The organism is Dyadobacter beijingensis DSM 21582 (assembly GCF_000382205.1).
Lineage (GTDB): Bacteria > Bacteroidota > Bacteroidia > Cytophagales > Spirosomataceae > Dyadobacter > Dyadobacter beijingensis.
On the sequence record NZ_KB907786.1, the window covers coordinates 761070 to 780486 of the forward strand.

Consider the following 19417-nt stretch of genomic DNA (forward strand, 5'->3'; position numbering starts at 1 on the left):
GAAAATCACTTTGAAAGGCTCAGCAGCAGTTCAGGCTCGTTGGTAGTGATGTAATCCGCATCCTTTTCGAGAAAGTATTTCAAATCGGCTTCGGTGTTCACCGTCCACACATTGGTAGTCAGTTTTTTCTGGCGCATGGCGGGAATGTAATCCTCATGTTTCTTCAAAACACTGAAATGGTAGTCGATACCGTCGAGGCCGGCTGCCTGGATCTCGTCGGGCGTTTTATCGCCGTTCAGGTATTCCACGTGTGCCTTTGGAGCAAGTTCTTTCACTTTCAGGCAAACGTCCCAGCTGAATGCGATGTAGTCCGTGATTTTTTCCACCTTCATTTTCTTCACCAGTTCCACGCATTTGGTTGCCAATGCCAATGAGCGCTCCTTGCTGATTTTCGAAGTTTTGATTTCGAGGATCAGACGGGTTTTCTTCTGTTTCGAACCCGCTTTCAGGTAAGCCTCCAAAGTCGGCAGCGACTCGCCGTTAGCGAGTTTAATCTTCGAAAGCTCGGCCGAATTGGTCGTTTCGATATCCGTTCCCTGGATCGAATGGTCGTGCAAAACATACAACACCGAGTCGGCCGACATATGCACGTCGAACTCGCTGCCATAGCAACCCAGCTTGATCGCGTGTTCCAATGCGCCGATCGAGTTTTCGGTAGCACCGGTATTTTTCCAGGCGCCGCGGTGCGCGATCACCTTGTTTTTCTTTTGAGACATACCATCCATCGACACCAGGCTCATCAGCCCGATTGCAAGCATTAAAAATCCTTTTTTCATTGTATTCAATTTAAACTTCCTCTAAAAAGACCGTTTTCGACATATTTTACCCCTTTCCGGCAAAACTGGGGCGAAATTACGGCAAGTTCGTGCGGCGTTTGTTAGGTCAATATTAAGTTATCCTAAAATTCCTCATGCCGCTTCACGGTCAGGATCACCATTTTCGATGTGGGCGTGTTGCTCTTCTCTGCCACGCTCGTAATGGGTACCAGCACGTTGGTTTCTGGGAAATAGGTGGCTGTACACTGCTCGGGGATCGGGTATTCCACTACGACAAATTTGTGCGCAACCCGCTCCACGCCTCCGTGATGGTTGTGCAGATCCACAAGGTCGCCGTTTTGAAGGCCGCGGTCGCGGATGTCCTTTTTATTCATCAAAATCACCCGCCGTTCGTTATAAATACCCCGGTAGCGGTCGTTCAGGCCGTACACGGTGGTATTGAACTGGTCGTGGCTACGGATGGTCATCATCATCAGCTCATCTGCGCGCAATACCGGCATTTCGGGCGAGTCAATGTGAAAATGCGCCTTCCGGCTAGGCGTATCGAAGTTGCCGGCGCGGTTGCAATTGGGCAAATAGAAGCCGCCCGGCTGCCTGACCCGCTCATTGTAGTCGGCAAAACCGGGAATGGTGCGCTCAATATCGCTTCTGATCAGGTCATAGTCCGCGGCATATCGGTCCCAGTAAACCTTGCTGCGCGTGCCTAATGTCGCTTGGGCGAGCCTGCAAACGATCTCCGGCTCGCTCAGTAAATGTTCCGACACTGGTTCCAGCACGCCACGGGATAACTGTACCACGCCCATAGAATTCTCACACGACACAAAGCGGTTTTCACCATCGCGCATGTCCTGGTCGCTGCGGCCGAGGCAGGGAAGTATCAACGCTTCTTCGCCATGCACGAGGTGGCTGCGATTGAGTTTCGTCGACACGTGGACGGTAAGGCGGCATTTCTGCAAAGCTTCGGCGGTAAAGCGGGTGTCCGGCGTGGCCGAAAGAAAGTTACCGCCCATCGCGAAGAAAACCTTCGCTTCGCCCGCGTGCATCGCCTTGATGCATTCTACCACATCATAACCGTGCTCCCGCGGCGGCGCGAAATGGAAGTTCTTTTCAATCGCATCGAGCAGCTTGTCCGTCGGGCGTTCGAAAATGCCCATCGTGCGGTCGCCCTGCACATTGCTATGCCCGCGCACGGGACAGGTGCCCGCGCCGGGCTTGCCGATACTGCCTTTGAGCAGGAGCAAATTCACGATTTCCTTGATCGTCGCCACGGCATTTTTGTGCTGCGTAAGTCCCATGGCCCAGCAGGCGATGATTTTGGTCTTACCCGCCAGTACGCGCGCCACTTCCTGCACCTGGGCGTACGGAACCCCAGCCTGCGCGGCGAGCTGTCCGGCATCGTAAGGTCTGAGGTCTTGGATAAAATCGGTGTAGCCCTGGGTGTTCCCGGCGATGAATTTTTGGTCAAAAACAGTACCGGGGTGCTTTTCTTCCTCCTGCAACAGCAGCAGCTCGATCGCTTTCAGCAATGCCATGTCGCCGTTGATCTTCACGGGCAGGAAAATATCGGTCAATGCGGGTTTATAGCCCAGCACACCCGCCACGGTCTGCGGGTTATTGAAGCCCATCAGGCCGGTTTCGGGCAATGGGTTAATGGAAATGATCGTTGCGCCATTGGCCTTGGCTTTTTGCAATGCCGTGAGCATACGCGGGTGGTTCGTGCCGGGGTTTTGCCCAAGGATCATGATCACTTCGGCCTGGTAGAAATCATTCAGCGTCACCGAGCCCTTGCCGATCCCCAGCGATTCGCCAAGTGCCGTCCCGCTGCTCTCGTGGCACATATTGCTGCAATCGGGCAGGTTATTCGTGCCGAATTCGCGTACAAAAAGCTGGTAGAGGAACGCCGCCTCGTTGCTTGTTCGGCCCGAAGTGTAAAATACCGCCTCATGGGGCGAGCCAAGCCTGTTCAGCTCCGTTCCGATTTTATCGAATGCGGCTTCCCAGGTAATGGGCTGGTAATGCGTGCCGCCCGCCGGCAGGAACATCGGCTGCGCAATGCGGCCCTTTCCACCGATTTCGTAGTCGCTGAGCAGGCCTAGCTCCTGTACGGAGTTTTCGGAGAAAAAATCAGGGGTCAGTTTTTTGGCGGTCGCTTCTTCGGCTACGGCCCTTGCGCCGTTTTCGCAGTATTCGGCAATGCCCGAGCGTTCGTCGTCCGGATCGGGCCAGGCGCAGCTGGGGCAGTCGAAGCCGCCTTTTTTGTTGAGGTTGAAAAGCGCCTTCATACCGCGCTGGAAACCCGCCTCGCCGATGGCCATTTCCAATGCGGATACCACCGCAGGAATGCCGGCGGCGGCTTTTTTGATGTCGCCCTTTTTCAGGCCGGTCAGCTTTTCCGGGTTTTCGGCGCCGGGTATCGGAAGCGGGTTCTCGGACATGGCTCAGCAGGTTTGGTTAGGGTTATCGTAGTTGTCGGACTGGTCCTCGTGGGTGTTGTCCAGGCATTTGAAATCCTTTTCAATCAACAGGTATAACGAACTGCCGTTGCCGAGCGGCATATTTTCTTCAAAACCGACAGTACTATTCTCCGTCCAGCCGGTAAGCAGGCTTTCCGGCACATGCAGGGTGATTTTACTTTGCTCAAACACGGCATTCAATGCGTTGTTAACCGTTTTTCGGACCGCATAGTCAAATTGCGATGCTCCGAAATCGGTCGTTTCTTCCAGGTAACCTTCCTGTTCGAGTTTCGCCACCTCGGGCTTCGAAAGACGGAACCGTACGGAGTTCCCGTGAATGCGGATTTTCATATGGATCGTATCCGGTGTTGACCGGTGTATATGTTGAATTTGTCCTTTTTTACAAAACCTGCCAGCGTAATGCCGCTTTCTCCGGCCAGCTGTACCGCCAGGCTCGACGGTGCGCCAATGGCAGCCACGATCCGGATTCCGGCCATCGCCGCCTTCTGGATCAACTCAAAACTGGCCCTACCGCTAAGCAGCAGGACATGCTGGCTGAGCGGTAGGTTATCCGCGAGCAGTGCGGCGCCGATCAGCTTGTCCAAAGCATTATGCCTGCCTACGTCCTCCCGGAGCATGAGGAAATGCCCGTTCAGGTCGAAAAGCGCTGACGCATGCAAGCCTCCGGTGCTTTCAAATACCTGCTGATGCCGGCCGATCTGGTCTGCGAGTTGTTGTACAATGCTTTTTTCAACAACCAATTGATCTTCCCCGGCCGTAAATGCAGAGCGCGTCCGGATTGCGTCGATACTCGCTTTTCCACAAACGCCGCAGCTGGAAGTGGTATAAAAATTCCTTTCCAGCGAGCCGAGCAAAGGCTCGAAACCGTCGGCGCAGGTTACCAATACCCGGTTTTCGTCCAAAACCGAATGCCGGATGCCCGCGATCTCGCTTTTGGAACGGATAATGCCTTCGGTAAACAGAAAGCCGGCGGCCAGTTCGGGATCGTTGCCCGGCGTGCGCATCGTCACCGAAATGCTCTTGCCTTGCCGCTTGCCGGAAGCCATGAATGCCAGTTGTATTTCGAGCGGTTCTTCAATCGCCAGGCAGTCTTCAACCTCCTTGGCACCATCGGCACCGACGCGGATGATTTTGTGGTATGTAATCGAACTGGTTTCCATTTCAAATATCGTTATGCAGGTCCAGCGCCCGTTTTGCTGCCCTGAAAGCCTCCGGTGTATCTACGCTGGTCATCGTTTCGGCAGATGCCGGCTGGTATTTTCCGGCATTTTCAGTTTGCAGAAAACGCTGTAATGCCCGCTGGCCGGTCTTAAATCCCTCTTTCAATACCGTGCCCGCCGATTTGGAATACCATCCGAGCAGCGGCTCGTAAAAACCTTCCGCATTATAAAAGGCCGCGGCCGTCGAATCCTTCTCAACGGAATGCAGAAAATTGGCCAGCTCGCCGGTCGTGAGGTTGGGGTAATCGCAGCCTGCCACGAGGAAATCGTTGCCGGGATGGGTTGCAAATGCGGTGAGTAATGCCGTCATCGGGCCGGCACCGGCGAATGCAGGCAGGTCGGTGAGTTTTTCGTAGGTGGTATGGAACGTTTGTGCCTGCTGCGCATTGCATCCCAGGATCACGCGCTCGCACAGGGGCGCGAGCAGGTCGCCAACGTGCTCGTACTGTGGTTTTTGATGGTAAACGAGTAAGCTTTTGTCCGTTCCCATTCGCGTGCTTTCGCCGCCGCAGATCACCAGTCCGTATAAGCTCATAATGCAAGGTCGATGGTTTTAATCGGTCAAATATGCGTAACTTCCTTGTATGGAAATGGGGGATGTAACAATATTAAAGAAAAAGCCGATCTATCCGGTGAGCCCGGAGCTGCGGAAATACCTGCGTTTTTACCAGCGCGACGCGCGCCTCCCGGTGGCTTACCACGATCTGCTGAATTTCTACGAGTCGTTTCCGCTGAGTGACAAGAACGGGAAGGACACGCTGTGGGAGAGCCCGCTTTACCCGCCGCACGAACTGGACAGGCTGCACGCCGGCCTCAAAAAGGTGTATGCCATGCTCAAAGCGAATGGTAACCTGCGCATTGTGGAGCATAAATACATCGATCGCATCGACTATTGCAAATTCGGCAACTCCAACCCCTTTCGCATCCGGATCGTGAACCGGCTGAACGATATTTACGATTATTTCTACGTCAAGAAAGCTGACGCCTCGCGCATTTACGGGCTCGAACTGGAAGAAATTTTCTCGCCTAACCAGGTTAACTACATTGTTGACGGCGAAACGCTGATAGAGGAACACATTGCCGGCATTCCCGGAGACGAGTTCGCACGCACCCGCATGCGCGACCCCGATTATAACCCGACACGCATTGCCAAGGAGTTCGTGAAATTCAACGAGCGCTGCAAAATCACGTTGCTCGGGGACATGCGGTCCTACAACTTCGTGATGCAGATCACCCCGGATTTCGACGATTTCCAGTTCCGCCTCCGCGCGATCGACTTCGACCAGCAGTTTTATGAGGGGAATGTGAAAGTATATATGCCCCAGTTTTTCAAGGAAAACCTCCCATACGTCCAGCTCGCGATGGAGCATTTGACCGATAAAACCGTCGTGCAATACCAGCAGGAGGAGCAATCTTCGATCATGTACCAGGCCAAAGCCGAGCGCTACCGCCTGCGCGACATGCGGGATGTTTGTATTAAAGACAAAATTTCGACGGAGGAAAACATCCACCAGCTCCGCGAAGGCCTCGCCGCGCATTACGGCGATTCACATTACTACAAATGCGAAACCATGACTGAGCTGATCGAGCTGAATATCAAGAATGTGATCCGGCAGATTATCGCGTAGTGAAAAGATTGGAAGTTGCGTAGCCGTTGGATAAATGCATAATATGAAATAACCGATATTGTATTGGGATATTTGAGTATACTGAGTAGATTGTAACTGTGTGAGACGCTAACAGTCAAATAGTTAACTATCCCTTATGAAAGCATTACTACTCATCATTCTGATTTATGTTTCGTCTCATTCGATCGTGCGCGCGCAGTACTGCGGGTCAAACGGCATCCCGCTGACCAGCCAGGCGAATATCGATAATTTCGCGGCTAATTATCCGGGGTGCATTGTTGTCCAAGGCTACGTTTTTATCGCTGGAAACGACATTACGAACCTGAATGGGCTGTCGCAGGTGACGGACATTATGGGCGACCTTCAGATTTGGCAGAACCCCAATCTGACCAGTCTGACCGGCCTAAGCTCGTTGAAATACGTTGATAAGAATATCTCATTGATAATAACGCGGCCCTGACAAATCTGACCGGGCTGCCGAAACTGGATAAAGTCCGCCTGTTGGAAATCATCAATAACCCCAATTTTGCCAATCTAACGGGTATGACGGGCATATCAGGCTATTCTATCGATGAGATCTACCTATCCGAAAATCCTTCACTTACTTCTTTGAACGGACTAGGCGCACTGACTTCCGTAAACAGACTCTATGTTTCAGACAACCCGGCTTTGAGCGATATTTCGGCACTTTCAAATCTGACTAATGTCAATGGAACCCTGCTTATTGCCTATAACAATGTACTCAACTCGTTGAACGGGCTCAACAATGTCACCAGTGTTGGCGGCACGTTGTACCTGGCCAATTTCAAAGGCGCAAACTTCGCAGGACTAGGTTCACTTACCCAGGTAGGGAGCGATTTTTACTGCTGGGGTAACGCGGTAACCAATTTGACGGGATTAGAAAAACTGTCGTCGGTGGGGCGGGATGTAACGATCTCCAATCACGCTAATTTGCAAAATCTAAGCGCCCTGAGCGGGCTCAAATCGGTGGGAAGGAATCTGGACGTTCGTCAAAATGCAAAGTTGGAAAGCCTGTCGGGTCTCGACAATATTAACACGTCTACCATGACACAGGTAATGATACTGGATTCGCCGTTGTTGTCGGATTGTTCAGTCAAAAGCATTTGCTCGTACCTGCGGAGCACTAATATCAGAAACGTTCAGGGCTTTTCGGTCATGGAATCGTCTGTCTTGCCATCCAGGCCACTGGACACAAGTTCGCTTCGGAATGGGACCTATCTGATTACGGTCGGAAAGGAAGTCTTTAAGGTAGCCGTGCAAAACTGACGGCCTTTATCCGTACCTTTGCGGAACTGTGGCGCGGTTTTACGCTGTTACAGCTATTCAAATCAACCCAAAATCGGAAGGCATTCAACCTTCGGCAGATTATTACCATGAGTAAACACGGACGCATTCTGGTCGCCATGAGCGGCGGCATCGACAGCTCGCTCGCGGCTGTCCTTCTCCACGAACAAGGTTACGAGGTCATCGGGATGACGATGAAAACCTGGGACTACGCCAGCAGCGGCGGCACTAAGAAAGAAACGGGCTGCTGCTCGCTCGACTCCATTAACGACGCGCGCAATATCGCCGTCGAACTCGGTTTTCCGCATTATATACTGGACATCCGGGCCGAATTCGGCGATTACGTGATCGACCATTTCACCGGCGAATACCTGGAAGGCCGCACGCCGAACCCGTGCGTGCTCTGCAATACCCACATCAAATGGGACGCGCTCCTGCGTCGCGCCGACCGCCTGGATTGCGAATTCATCGCTACCGGGCACTATGCGAATATGCAGTTCAACAACGGCCGGCATTATGTTTCCAAAGGCATTGACGCCTGGAAGGACCAAAGTTATGTGCTGTGGGGTGTTTCGCAGGAAAGCCTCGCGCGCACGAAGCTGCCGCTGGGTTATTTGCACAAAACGGAAATCCGTGAAATGGCGCGGCAAAGAGGTTTTATCGATCTCGTAAACAAATCGGAAAGCTACGAAATATGCTTTGTGCCGGACAACGACTACCGGGGCTTCCTGAAACGCCGCATTCCGGGCCTGGAAGCGGAAGTGGCAGGCGGGAACTTTATCTACGCCGATGGAACGGTTGTCGGCACCCATGAAGGTTATCCGTTCTACACAGTCGGTCAGCGTAAAGGACTGGGGATTGCATTAGGCCGCCCCGTTTTCGTGACGGAAATCCGGAAGGACACCAACGAAGTAGTGCTCGGCGACATGCCCGATCTCTTCCGCGACGGCATGAATGTCAGCAAGCTGAACCTGCAAAAATACGCATCCATCGACCAACCGCTCGAAACCGTCACCAAAGTGCGTTACAAGCACGACGGCACCCCGGCGATCATCGAACAAACCGGCCCTGACCAGATCGTGGCCCGTTTCCACGACGGCGTCAACGGTATCGCTCCGGGACAGGCTGCGGTGTTCTATGAAGGTGACGACGTAGTAGGCGGCGGCTGGATCATGAAGAGCTTCCGGCAGGAACCATAAAAGAAAAACACCCGAGGTGCTTAGAGGAGTTGCAATCCAATGCCGGTTCGGGTGTTTTTTAAATTTAAGAAGATTCTCCTAAATTCCTATTCTATTTAATCCGCTGCCGCACAGCCTCGTACAGCACAATCGAGCTCGCTACGGATACGTTCAGTGATTCCACTTGCCCGTTCAGCGGGATTCTGGCGCCGCTGTCGGAGAGGTCGATGAATTCTTTGGAAATACCGTCTTCTTCCGAACCCATAATGATGACCGTCGGGATAGTGAAGTCGATGTCGTAGAGGGATTTATCGGTTTTTTCGGTACAGGCGATGATTTGCAGGCCGCTGTTTCTAAGGTACATGAGTGTTTCCCAGAGGTTCGGCTCGCGGCATACGGGCAGGAAGTTCAATGCGCCGGATGAGGTTTTCATCGCATCTGCATTGATCTGCGCGCCGCCTTTCGTAGGCACGATGATGGCTTGCACCCCTGCGCATTCGGCCGTACGTGCGATCGCGCCGAAGTTGCGCACGTCCGTCACGCGGTCGAGCAGGAGCAGGAGCGGGGTTTTGCCGTCTTCGTACACCTGCGTGAGCACGTTGTGCAGCGGCATATACTGGATCTGCGATACAAATGCGATGACGCCCTGGTGGTTTTTGCGGGTCACCCGGTTCAGTTTTTCAACCGGTACGCGCTGGTAGGGGACGCCCAATTCCTTGGCGAGTTTTTCAATTTCCGCAAGCCCGAGCTCGCGCTGAATGAACAGACGTTCGATTTCTTTCCCCGAACGAAGGGTTTCGAGTACCGACTGCGTACCAAAAACCATATCGGCCTGGGACTGTCTGGGGGCTGGTTTTCTTACCGTATACTTCCGTTTCTCCATGCTTCTACTACTGGATACCAAATCGGCTGGTATTCGGCATAGCGAACCAGTTCATAATGATCATCCACAAATTGATTGTTTCTTCTGTTAAATGTAAAATTGACGTTTTGAGCGTTGCCTTTATGATCGTACGTCCATACCTCGCGGTCTTTGCTGCGCTGCACCTTGTCGGGTGGGCCTAATACGATGTAAATCATTCCTTTATCCGTTTTCCAGCCTTCTTTGTAGGTCGTGAAAAGCTGGTTGGCCTCTTCGACCCGGCCGTAGAACGAGCGGATCGATTGCTGAGCGAGCGGCGCATTGCCGTTCATGAGCGTCAGCCAGTATTTGTCCAAAGCCTTTTTATAATCTTCGGCCTTCTTGATTTCGTTGATCTCGTTATTCGTGCTCATGTAAAGCAGCGGGCCGAGCAGCAATTGCGGGCGCGTCACTTTCGGGAAACGCTCGTTTACCACCAATATCCCCAGTCCTTCCGACTGCGTGGTGTCCGCGAATACGTTGTAAAGCCCTTCTTTGGTAAACTGCATCGGCTGATTGGCGCTGATCATAAATGTGCTGTCCACTTCCAGGGATTTGCTCACATTCTTCGGCGCGATGTTCATCGGCGAGCCGGCAGGTTCGAAATCGTGGTTATAGTAGTACACATGCAGCTGATCGGTATTGTCGCCCGCCTTTTTGATTGTCACCTGCTCGTTGGTAGTCACATAATGCCGCTGCAGAGGCTGGGTGGAATTCCCCGTATAAACGCCGTACATCTGGTTGACGGCCAGTTTCTTGAACCGGATCGTGAGGTCGTTCAATACCTTTTTGAGGGTGCCGGTCTGACTGATTTCACTCAGCAAAACACCGTAATCCTTATTCGGGCTTTTCAGGTCGTAGGAAATGACGATTTTGTCGCCCATGCGGGTCACGTTCGTCGAGTCGAGTTTCACGTTGCCGTAGCCGAGGCGCTCGCGGGTGCCGTAGTCGGAGTAGATGACGTAGTTGAGATTATACAATTTGACAAAATCCGCTGCTTCGATCGGGTTTTTGCCTTTGAATGCATCTACATATAAGAACACCTGCGTTTGCGTCGTGTCTTTCAGCAGGTATTTGCTCTGAATGGCGACGAGAGAAAGTTCCTCGTTCACCGGTGCCGCCGACATTTGCTGCTGCTGCTGCTCCGTAGGCCGCACCTGCGCCTCGGGAATCTGCTTCATGGGTTTATTGGATGAGGCACACCCGGCCATCACCAAAACAGACATTATATAGATGCAAGCGCGAAAATTTGTTCTCATGTACGTGTCGTCATCGTTTGTCAAATAACGAAGTAACGGGCAAAATTACCCAATAAAACGGTAATAAAATTTTTATTCAGGACTCTTGCCGCCGCGCGTCGCGGATTTGATCTGCTCTTCGATGGCATCCCATTGACCGTCAGTTACTTCACTCAGGAAATTGAATTGCCCGCCGGCCAGTACTTCACCGCCGTCGAGGGTGATCACTTCGCCCGTCATGTAGGCCGAAAAGTCGGAGATCAGGTAGGCGGCCAGGTTGGCCAGCTCCTGATGATCGCCGGTGCGATGGAGGGGAATGCGGTTTTCAAACGAGAATTTCTGCGCCAGTTCTGCGGGAAACAGCCGGTCCCAGGCGCCTTTGGTCGGGAATGGCCCCGGCGCGATCGCATTGAGCCGTATCCCGTGCCGCGCCCACTCGAATGCGAGGGATTTGGTCATCGTCAGCACGCCCGATTTGGCCATCGCAGACGGTACCACCCAGCCGGAGCCCGTTGTGGCATAGGTAGTTACGATGTTCAATACCGTGCCCCGGATGTCGTGTTCAATCCAGTATTTACCCAAAGCCAATGTAAAATAGTAGGTGCCGCGGAGCACAATGTCGACCACGGTGTCCACGGCTTTATAGGAAAGCCGCTCGGTAGGGCTGATGAAATTGCCCGCGGAATTATTTACCAGGCCATCGACCCGGCCGAATGTTTCAATGGTTTTGGCGATGACATTTTCGATTTGATCGGTTTTCCGTACATCGCATTCCACGTAGATGATTTTCCCGCCGGTGCTGGTGGCGAGTTCTGTCGCAGTTTGTTCCAGTACTTCGGCTTTGCGGCTGCAAATGACCACATTGGCACCGAGCCGGAGAAAGTAGGCGGCCATGGATTTGCCGAGCCCGGTGCCGCCGCCGGTTACGATGATCGTTTTGTTTTCCAGTGCGCCGTCGCGGAGCATTCCTTCGGTGTAGGTCATGACGGAAGTGTTTTAGCGTGGATGAAAGATGAATTTTACCTCAAAAACATTATATTTTCAATGTAAAACAAATCATCCGGAAATGGAGCAGGTGAAGGATATTATGAACCAGCTGGCGGCGCTGGGTACTGAGCAAACGCTGAAAACCATGCGGCGGCATGGCGCGGTGGAACCCATTTACGGCGTGAAGATCGGGGACATGAAGCCGATCCTCAAAAAGCATAAAAACGACCACCAGCTGGCATTGGAACTGTTCAAAACCGGTAATTCGGATGCGATGTACCTGGCAGGGCTAATGTCGGAACCTGCATTGATGACGCCGGAGGTGCTCGATGAATGGCTGAAAGGCGCATCGTGGCATATGATCAGCGAATATACCGTTGCCTGGAATGCTGCCGAAAGTCCGTATAAGTTTGAAATGGCCCGTAAATGGATCGAATCGGATGATGAACTGACGGCCGACGCGGGCTGGGCGACATGGAGCGGCATCCTCGCATTGACGCCCGACGACCAGCTCGATAAAGCGGAGATCGATCAGCTGCTCGACCGCGTGGAGCGCGAAATACACGGGGCGCCCAATCAGGTACGCTATGTCATGAACGGCTTCGTGATCGCCGTAGGCTCGTATTACCCGCCATTGGCAGAAAAAGCGATGGAAGTTGGCAAAAGGATCGGGAAAGTCCGGGTGTATATGGGCGATACCGATTGCAAAGTGCCTTACCCGCCCGACTACATCCAAAAAGTATGGGATAAAGCCCTTTTAGGAAGAAAGCGCAAAGAAGTAAGGTGTTGATCGGCAGCCTATTGCTGTGCAAGCAGGTACAATACGGCCATCCGCACCGCCACCCCGTTTTCGACCTGGTTGAGGATAATGGAGTGCTGCGAATCCGCCGCGTCCGATGACAATTCGACCCCGCGATTGATCGGTCCCGGGTGCATCAGCACGATTTCCTTATCCAGCTCGTCGAGCATGGCCTTGTTGATACCGTAATACAACGAGTACTCCCGCAGCGAAGGGAAATACTTGATCTGCTGCCGTTCCAGCTGTATACGCAGTACGTTGGCGACGTCGCACCATTGCAGCGCTTCCTTGACATTATGCCCGATTTTTACGCCGAGCTCGCCCAAATGTTTGGGAATGAGTGTGGACGGCCCGCATACCATCACTTCGGCGCCGAGTTTTTGCAGACAAAATATATTGGACAATGCTACGCGTGAATGCGTAATGTCGCCGATGATCGCGATTTTTTTACCGGCGAGGTCGCCCAGCTTTTCACGCATGGAAAACGCGTCGAGCAATGCCTGGGTAGGGTGTTCGTGCGTGCCGTCGCCTGCATTTACCACATTCGCGGGGATGCGTGTGGAGAGGTAATGCGGGGCGCCGGGGCTGCTGTGGCGCATCACGATCATATCCACTTTCATGGCGAGGATATTGTTGACCGTGTCGAGCAGTGTCTCCCCCTTTTTTACCGAACTGCCGGAAGCCGAAAAGTTAACTACATCGGCCGAAAGGCGCTTTTCCGCGAGTTCGAAGGATAACCTGGTGCGGGTGGAATTTTCGAAGAAAACGTTGGCAATGGTAATGTCCCGAAGGGAAGGAACTTTCTTGATAGGGCGGTTGATGACTTCCTTGAACTGGGTCGCCGTATCTAAGATCGTTTGAATGTCATTCTCGTTCAGGTTTTTGATTCCAAGTAAGTGCCGGACCGAAAGTTGTGTCATTGCTGGTATTCAAGAAAGTTTGGCAAAGATAAGAAGGAACCCGTCAATGAGAAAATCCCGGCGCGATTTTCAGCCATCCCATTTCACGACATTTTGAGGCCGATAGCATTCTGCCGCTCATTCTCACCGGGTTTCCCGCTCCGATGCGGATGCCAAGCCCATCCCATTTTTGTAGAGATAAACTTTGAATATATTTCAATTAATACCGTAGAATAAGTTTATTTCTACTCGAATAATTTATTTGAATATTTCCACATATTTCTTCTTTTCTGTTTGCTATTTTTGTTAACGGCCGACTTGTAATATCCTGCTTCAAGAAGGTTTATTCCTCCCTATTTCTTGAATATCAACACATTACAACAAGTTTCAATTCAAAAAGGACTGATGGTCCTATGACATTACTATGTCGTACGGGCTTCATGGGAAAGGTATGGTCGAGGCTGAAAGCAAACCTTTTGATTGTAGTTATATCCGCGCCGCAGGGCTGGATGGAAGAGCACCCCCGTTTGAGAGCATCTACACTCGTTCGTTTTCAGTTTTTCATCATTTAACCATCTTCCTATGCGCGTAAAGCTTTATTTATTTTTCGTTTGCCTGTTCAGCTTCCCGATGGTCCGGGCGCAGGTCAACGTCAATTTTCCATCCGCCAGGATCGTTTTTCAGAGAGACCAATCGGGGAATTCAAAGGTGTTTGTGACGGGTACCTACACGGGCAATCAGATCAACCACATCGAGGCGCGGTTGAAGACCCGTGCCGGCGAGCCGGGCAATGCGGTGGGCTGGACTACGATCGCGTCGGGACTTACCGGCGGTAATTTCGGCGGATTTCTTAACGCAACGGGCGGGCGTTTCGACCTCGAAGTACGCGGGATGAACCCCGGAAATCAGCAGGTCGGTAATGTGACCACGATCGAGAAAGTAGGTGTAGGGGAGGTGTTTCTAATTGTAGGGCATTCCAATGCGGCCGCTGCGGAGGGCCCGATGACCGGCTCGGCAAGCGATCTCGTCAACTCCATTAACCCGAACGCCAATCCGGGACTGCGTAACCTGTACCTTCAAACGGGCAGCGCGGATAACCTCCCGCCGCTCGAACCGACGCATTTATGCCAAAGCTGCGGCATTGCGCCGATGGCCGACCAGCCGTGGTTCTGGTCGAAGCTGGGCGATTCGCTCGTGAAAGCGCTGAATGTGCCCATTTTGTTTTACAGTGCGGCATTTGGCGGGAGTAATATGGGGCATTTCTACAAAGCCGCATATAACATTCCATTCAGCCACGGATTTATCAATTACAATATCCGCATGCCTTATGTAAACATCAGGAATACACTCACGAAGTATGCGCCCCGCACCGGGCTGCGGGCGATTTTGTCGGCGCATGGGATCAACGACGGCGATACGACGGGTGCCGGTTTCTATTTCAGGAGCCAGAAAGTGGTGGAGAAAAGCCGGAACGATGCCAATTACCAGGACCTGGCGTGGCTCGTGGCGACATCCTGCTATAATAACGGCATCCGGCAGGAGATCACCGATGCGCAAAATGCATTGATCAACGACGATCCTAACACTTTCCGCGGTGCGAACCTGAATGCGATCGGCAACGAGGGGCGCTATGATAACCTGCATTTTAATGAATTAGGTCAAAAAATGGCGGCCGGGTTCTGGCGCGACGCCATCATGAACCCCGCTGAGAATGTGCTGGGTAATGCGAAATCGTGGATGGCCACGATGCCGGCCCTTCCGCCGCCGCCCCTGCCGGTTACGCTCGTGAGTTTCAACGGCCGGAAAGCCGCCGGCGGTTTTAACGAACTGGAATGGGTGACGACCTCCGAAACGAACAACGACTTCTTCGAAATCCAGAAAAGTACCGATGCCGTGCGCTTTACGACGGTAGGCAACGTGAAGGGCGTGGGCGACAGCCGCGAGACGAACCGCTACCATTTCACGGACGAATCGCCCGCAACGAATACGACCTATTACCGCCTCAACCAGGTCGATTATGACGGAACAGCCACATTGTCGCGCATTATTGCCGTAAGAAGCACCCAGGTCGCGCGGGAAACGGCCGTTTATCCCAACCCGTCGCAGCACGTGATCGAAGTGGCTACCAGCGACGGCTCTGTCGTGAGTGGCCTGAAAGTGCTGGATCTGAATGGCAAAACCATGATGGAGAAGCCTGCGGGCAGCGAGCTCGATGTATCGGGGCTGCACCGCGGGGAATACATCATCGAGTTCAAAGCGGGCGGCGAGGTAGTCCGCAAGCGCATTACCAAGCTCTGACCTCGCCGGTTATCCGGCAAGGCCAAAGCGGACGGGGCATTTACTGCTTGATAAATTTCAGGGAAGTGAATGTCCCGTCATTGTGTTGAATCCGGATCACGTACAGACCCGTGGTAAGATTGCCAACCGGAATGGACGATCTCCCCTGCGGGACGTAGTTCCGCTGCCGGATGTTGCCCGCAGCATCGGAAATGATGTAGCTGAAACGGTCCTTCTGTCCGGGGAGTTTGATATACAAAATATGGTCAGCCGGACTCGGGAACACGCTCGCCACAAAACCCGGCCGCTGCACCGTCGCAATGTGCGAGTACGTGAAAGACTGGTCGGTGTCCACCTGCCGCAGGCGGTAGTAGCTCGTTCCGGCAAATGGGTCGGCATCTTCCAGGCGGTACTCGGTGAATGTGTGGGTAGTTCCTTTTGCGCTCAGGCGGCCGACGGCGGCCCAGGAGCGGGCGTCGCGGGAGCGTTCCACATCGAAATACTCGCTGTTGCGTTCCTCGGCCGTGGCCCAGGTGAGCACCACTTTTTCTTCTGCTGCTCTTGCATTGAAACTCAGCAATGTTACCGGCAGCGGGTTGGAGCAGGTTTGTACCGAAATGTCGTCCAGTCGCAGCTCGTCGCGGGCACCGGCGGATGCGGGATCGGTGCAGTAATAGCGCCATAGCAGCTGCACGTAGGGCTGGTTCAATGCCTCTGGCGGCAGCGCTACCCAATCCATCAGCTGTTCGTGGCCCGCCATGGCCGACCGTACATATTCTACCGGCTGTTTGGCCGTATTGAGCACATCCGTGAACGGGCCGCTCTCCGACAGGCGGTATTGGAGGCGTATCGCGTAAGGCCGTGGATTAGGCGTAACCGTGCCGCCCGTCCATTTCACGCTCACGATCGTTTTTCCCTCGGTATTCAAAGCCAGAATGGCGCCGCCAAGCTTCATGCCGGGGTAGCCGGGGTTGCCAGCCGCATTGCCGGTATTGATAAACGAAATGCCGGCGTCGCCCATTCCGTTGATACGTGTGCGGCTGGTGAGGTTGTAAACGCCGCTTGTGAAGCCCACGACGTTCGATGTGAGGCCGGGGTCGTCGTTTTCCATGTACACGAACCGCATATTGTCCGGGAATGTGCCGGAAGCCGCGGTAGCAAGCCATGCATTGAAGTTGTACACGCAAGCGCCCGCGTCCAGGGGCGCTGGCACCTGCACGGGGGCGACGTCGGTGGCGAATACCGCCCGATAGTTGGAGAGCGACGAGGGGGCGAATTCAATGGTTGGCGTGTTCAGAACGGCGCCATTCGACAGATTTTCCCATTGCAGGAATTTGAAACCCGGTTTCGGAACGGCCGTCAATGTGATATTGACATCCTTATAATAGGTACCCACCCACGGATACGGATTGGCCGAAACGCCGAGGGTCGTCGGGATAATGTCGATCGTATTCACCCGGACGTAACCGTGTGCGGCGTTCGAAACATTGACTGTGATTTGCCGTGTGCCCTGGCTCAGATTGAACTGGCTTTGAATATGGCTACGTGCGACACCGGGCCTGTTATTCGCAAAATTGACCATCAGGTTCACATTCGATTCCCAGGTAGCGAAGCTCGAAGGCCGGTTCCAGCGTTTGATATTCTCCGACATTTCGTTGTAAATCAGATTTTTACAAACATTAATTTGATCCAGCAACCGCTGCGGCTGGAAATGGGTATTGATCAGGTCGGCGTAGCGGTTGATGAATTTATTGCGGAACGTCGTATTAGGCAGCAGGTAACTTAGCAGGAAATCGGGTGCACCCAATGCCTTGGCAAACTGGTTGGCGTCCACTTCTTCGAAACTCAAATCCACATCGAACAACGCCCAGCGCCACCGGCCGTCCTTGCCCTTTCCGGCCGACGGATTGTAAGGCACCTTATGGCGCCAGTAGGTGATGTTCCCGTACGGCCAGTCCCAATTGGCCGCGTAGAGTTCCAGAATGCAGTAATCGATGAAATTGTCCATGTCCATGCGCTGCAATGCATAGTTGTAATTGCCGGCGTCGGCCATGTTGTGGGATTTGATATAATTGGACAGATCGGCATAATGCCCCGAATTGTTCTCGATTTGCGGATCGGCGAAAAACTCGATGTTTTCGGGTTCCAGGGCGTAATGGCTTGCATAGTAATACTCGTCCTGGCGCTCGCGGAGGTCGTGAATGCCCCAGTATTCTCCATTCAGGTAAGTGGTGACGGGGCGGTAATCCTGCAACTCCATGTTCAGCCCCTTTGCGATCTGGTGAATGTAGGAATCCTTCATCAGTGTGCGTTCGTAGTCGTTGCCCGAATTGCGGAGGATCACCCTTTTGAATGTATGGAATGGCAATGCCGGAAACAGCGGGTAATCGATCTCGCTCTGGGAGGCGTTCGGGCCGGTGGAGTAGAGCCTGAAACTTTTTTTGTCGTGCGTGCGCGAGCCCTGCCCGTGGATGCGCAGGCCCAGCTCCTGGTTCGCAACGGCAGCACCATTGATCAGGATTTCCACATTCGCAGGAATTTCGGTGCCTCGGTGGTAGTTGCCGACAGGCGTCCCGAACGACCCGGCGCCCGGATTTGCATTGCGCCAGTCCACGAAATCCTTTCCCGCGACGCCGATACCGTCCTCGTAATCAAACATATCGTCCGGGTCCACCTTGACGGAGAACACGGCCAGTTGCGATTTAGGCTGCCCGTCGGCCGTGAACCAGTACGAGCGCGACACGGTTTCGCTCGGCAGTTTGCCCGTTTCGTACACCTTCGCGCGGACCACCGTGCCTTTGTATACCGGCTTCACGGGAACCGCATTATAGGTAGGTACAAAATCATTGGTGGCGGAAATGGACGCGTACACATCCGGCTGCAACGATTTGTCGGTGATCGGGATATCTACCGGCGAGTTCTGTTTGAGTGTCAGGAAATAGTTGGTAAATGTCGGCCCGGCCGTTTGTCCCGGATCTTTCGGGTACTGGTTTTTGTATTGGTATGCCTTGCCCGGCGCGGTGATATTGTTTTTGTCGGGCTCGGAGCCGTCGGTCGTGTAAAAGATCTCTGCACCCGGCGAGGCCGCGGAGATTGTCAATGTAAAATTGCTTTGGAAGAAACCGCTTTCCGTGCTCATCACCGGCGGAGAGGAGAAACCCGCGTAAGCATTCGCCGCTGCGTTGTTCGCATTGGGTGAGGAGGGCGAAAAGTACACCCAGTCGGCAGCGCCATTGGTGAGGCGGCCGTATGACACGTCCGTTCGCTGTTTGGTAAAACTCACCTGGTCGATAATGGCCTCGTTAGGGGCCGTGAGAATAAACTGCTCGCCGTCACCGCTCAGCCCGAAACCGATGTGCCGCGGGCCGCGCGAGGGCAGGCCGCTTGCCCAGAGAATCAGAAAAGAGCCGGGCTGGATCGTCAGGCGGCCGGCGTTCGATGGCAGCTGAAATTTTTTCAGTTCGCCCGCGTCGTCGGAAACGTAGTACCCGCTCAGGTCGACGGCCGTTACGCCGGCATTGTACAACTCGATCCAATCCTCATCCGAGCCGGTTTCATCCAGGTAGGAAGTCGAGTTAGATGCCATCAATTCATTGATCTTGATGGACTGGCCTTGGCAGATCATGCACGGGAGGCATGCTGCCACCGATAGTATGTAGTATAAATATTTCATGATGATAGAGGGGGATATTTCTGATATAAAGTAAATTTTTTGCAGCTTAAATGCTAATAATT

Annotated in this window: 17 protein-coding genes; 7 read left to right on the plus strand and 10 right to left on the minus strand. The window is 53.3% G+C overall.

Annotated elements, in window-relative coordinates; genetic code table 11:
* Window positions 1-5: 5 nt before the first annotated feature.
* From H144_RS0103235 to mobA, 5 genes are all read right to left on the minus strand, one after another.
* Window positions 6-776 (minus strand): glycerophosphodiester phosphodiesterase, encoded by a 771-nt coding sequence (locus H144_RS0103235; RefSeq protein WP_019940596.1) that lies wholly within the window; start codon window positions 774-776, stop codon window positions 6-8.
* Window positions 777-898: 122 nt separating this feature from the next.
* Window positions 899-3211: an FdhF/YdeP family oxidoreductase gene (locus tag H144_RS0103240; protein WP_019940597.1), complete on the minus strand. Its 2313-nt coding sequence runs from the start codon at window positions 3209-3211 to the stop codon at window positions 899-901.
* Between the two features lie 3 nt (window positions 3212-3214).
* The gene (locus H144_RS0103245) at window positions 3215-3580 is read right to left on the minus strand and encodes a DUF7009 family protein (protein ID WP_019940598.1); all 366 of its coding nucleotides are present in this window, start codon (window positions 3578-3580) and stop codon (window positions 3215-3217) included.
* Window positions 3577-4410, minus strand: coding sequence for a formate dehydrogenase accessory sulfurtransferase FdhD (gene fdhD, locus H144_RS0103250; protein ID WP_019940599.1), 834 nt, complete (start codon window positions 4408-4410; stop codon window positions 3577-3579). The genes H144_RS0103245 and fdhD overlap by 4 nt, the downstream gene beginning before the upstream one ends.
* 1 nt (window position 4411) lies before the next feature.
* Complete coding sequence (mobA, locus tag H144_RS0103255; protein WP_019940600.1) at window positions 4412-5005, minus strand: molybdenum cofactor guanylyltransferase; 594 nt, start codon at window positions 5003-5005, stop codon at window positions 4412-4414.
* A 49-nt stretch (window positions 5006-5054) separates the two neighbouring features.
* On the opposite strand from mobA, the gene H144_RS0103260 reads away from it, so the two are divergent.
* The 4 genes from H144_RS0103260 to mnmA all read left to right on the plus strand — a co-directional run bounded on the left by H144_RS0103260 (window position 5055) and on the right by mnmA (window position 8602).
* Window positions 5055-6098, plus strand: a complete 1044-nt coding sequence (locus H144_RS0103260; RefSeq protein WP_019940601.1) for a hypothetical protein — start codon at window positions 5055-5057, stop codon at window positions 6096-6098.
* A 136-nt stretch (window positions 6099-6234) separates the two neighbouring features.
* Entirely contained in the window at window positions 6235-6558 is a 324-nt protein-coding gene (locus tag H144_RS0103265; RefSeq protein WP_019940602.1) for a hypothetical protein, read from the plus strand.
* 83 nt (window positions 6559-6641) lie between these two features.
* Window positions 6642-7385, plus strand: coding sequence for a hypothetical protein (locus H144_RS0103270; protein ID WP_019940603.1), 744 nt, complete (start codon window positions 6642-6644; stop codon window positions 7383-7385).
* 107 nt (window positions 7386-7492) lie between these two features.
* Complete coding sequence (gene mnmA, locus H144_RS0103275) at window positions 7493-8602, plus strand: tRNA 2-thiouridine(34) synthase MnmA (protein WP_019940604.1); 1110 nt, start codon at window positions 7493-7495, stop codon at window positions 8600-8602.
* 91 nt (window positions 8603-8693) lie between these two features.
* Here the strand turns inward: mnmA and rlmB are convergent, their stop codons facing one another.
* From rlmB to H144_RS0103290, 3 genes are all read right to left on the minus strand, one after another.
* Entirely contained in the window at window positions 8694-9464 is a 771-nt protein-coding gene (gene rlmB, locus H144_RS0103280) for a 23S rRNA (guanosine(2251)-2'-O)-methyltransferase RlmB (RefSeq protein WP_019940605.1), read from the minus strand.
* Entirely contained in the window at window positions 9440-10663 is a 1224-nt protein-coding gene (locus tag H144_RS0103285; RefSeq protein WP_019940606.1) for a GWxTD domain-containing protein, read from the minus strand. The genes rlmB and H144_RS0103285 overlap by 25 nt, the downstream gene beginning before the upstream one ends.
* 150 nt (window positions 10664-10813) lie before the next feature.
* On the minus strand, window positions 10814-11704 hold the full coding sequence (locus tag H144_RS0103290) for an SDR family oxidoreductase (RefSeq protein ID WP_019940607.1): 891 nt from the start codon (window positions 11702-11704) through the stop codon (window positions 10814-10816).
* Window positions 11705-11786: 82 nt separating this feature from the next.
* On the opposite strand from H144_RS0103290, the gene H144_RS0103295 reads away from it, so the two are divergent.
* Window positions 11787-12497: a DNA alkylation repair protein gene (locus H144_RS0103295; RefSeq protein WP_019940608.1), complete on the plus strand. Its 711-nt coding sequence runs from the start codon at window positions 11787-11789 to the stop codon at window positions 12495-12497.
* An 8-nt stretch (window positions 12498-12505) separates the two neighbouring features.
* On the opposite strand, the gene H144_RS0103300 is transcribed toward H144_RS0103295, so the two are convergent.
* Complete coding sequence (locus H144_RS0103300) at window positions 12506-13426, minus strand: aspartate carbamoyltransferase catalytic subunit (protein WP_019940609.1); 921 nt, start codon at window positions 13424-13426, stop codon at window positions 12506-12508.
* Between the two features lie 392 nt (window positions 13427-13818).
* Here H144_RS0103300 and H144_RS34545 point away from each other — a divergent pair, with 392 nt between their 5' ends.
* Window positions 13819-13977, plus strand: coding sequence for a hypothetical protein (locus tag H144_RS34545; RefSeq protein WP_169409362.1), 159 nt, complete (start codon window positions 13819-13821; stop codon window positions 13975-13977).
* A 10-nt stretch (window positions 13978-13987) separates the two neighbouring features.
* Window positions 13988-15703, plus strand: a complete 1716-nt coding sequence (locus H144_RS0103305) for a T9SS type A sorting domain-containing protein (protein ID WP_019940610.1) — start codon at window positions 13988-13990, stop codon at window positions 15701-15703.
* Window positions 15704-15743: 40 nt separating this feature from the next.
* On the opposite strand, the gene H144_RS0103310 is transcribed toward H144_RS0103305, so the two are convergent.
* On the minus strand, window positions 15744-19355 hold the full coding sequence (locus tag H144_RS0103310) for a CotH kinase family protein (protein ID WP_019940611.1): 3612 nt from the start codon (window positions 19353-19355) through the stop codon (window positions 15744-15746).
* Window positions 19356-19417 lie beyond the last annotated feature (62 nt).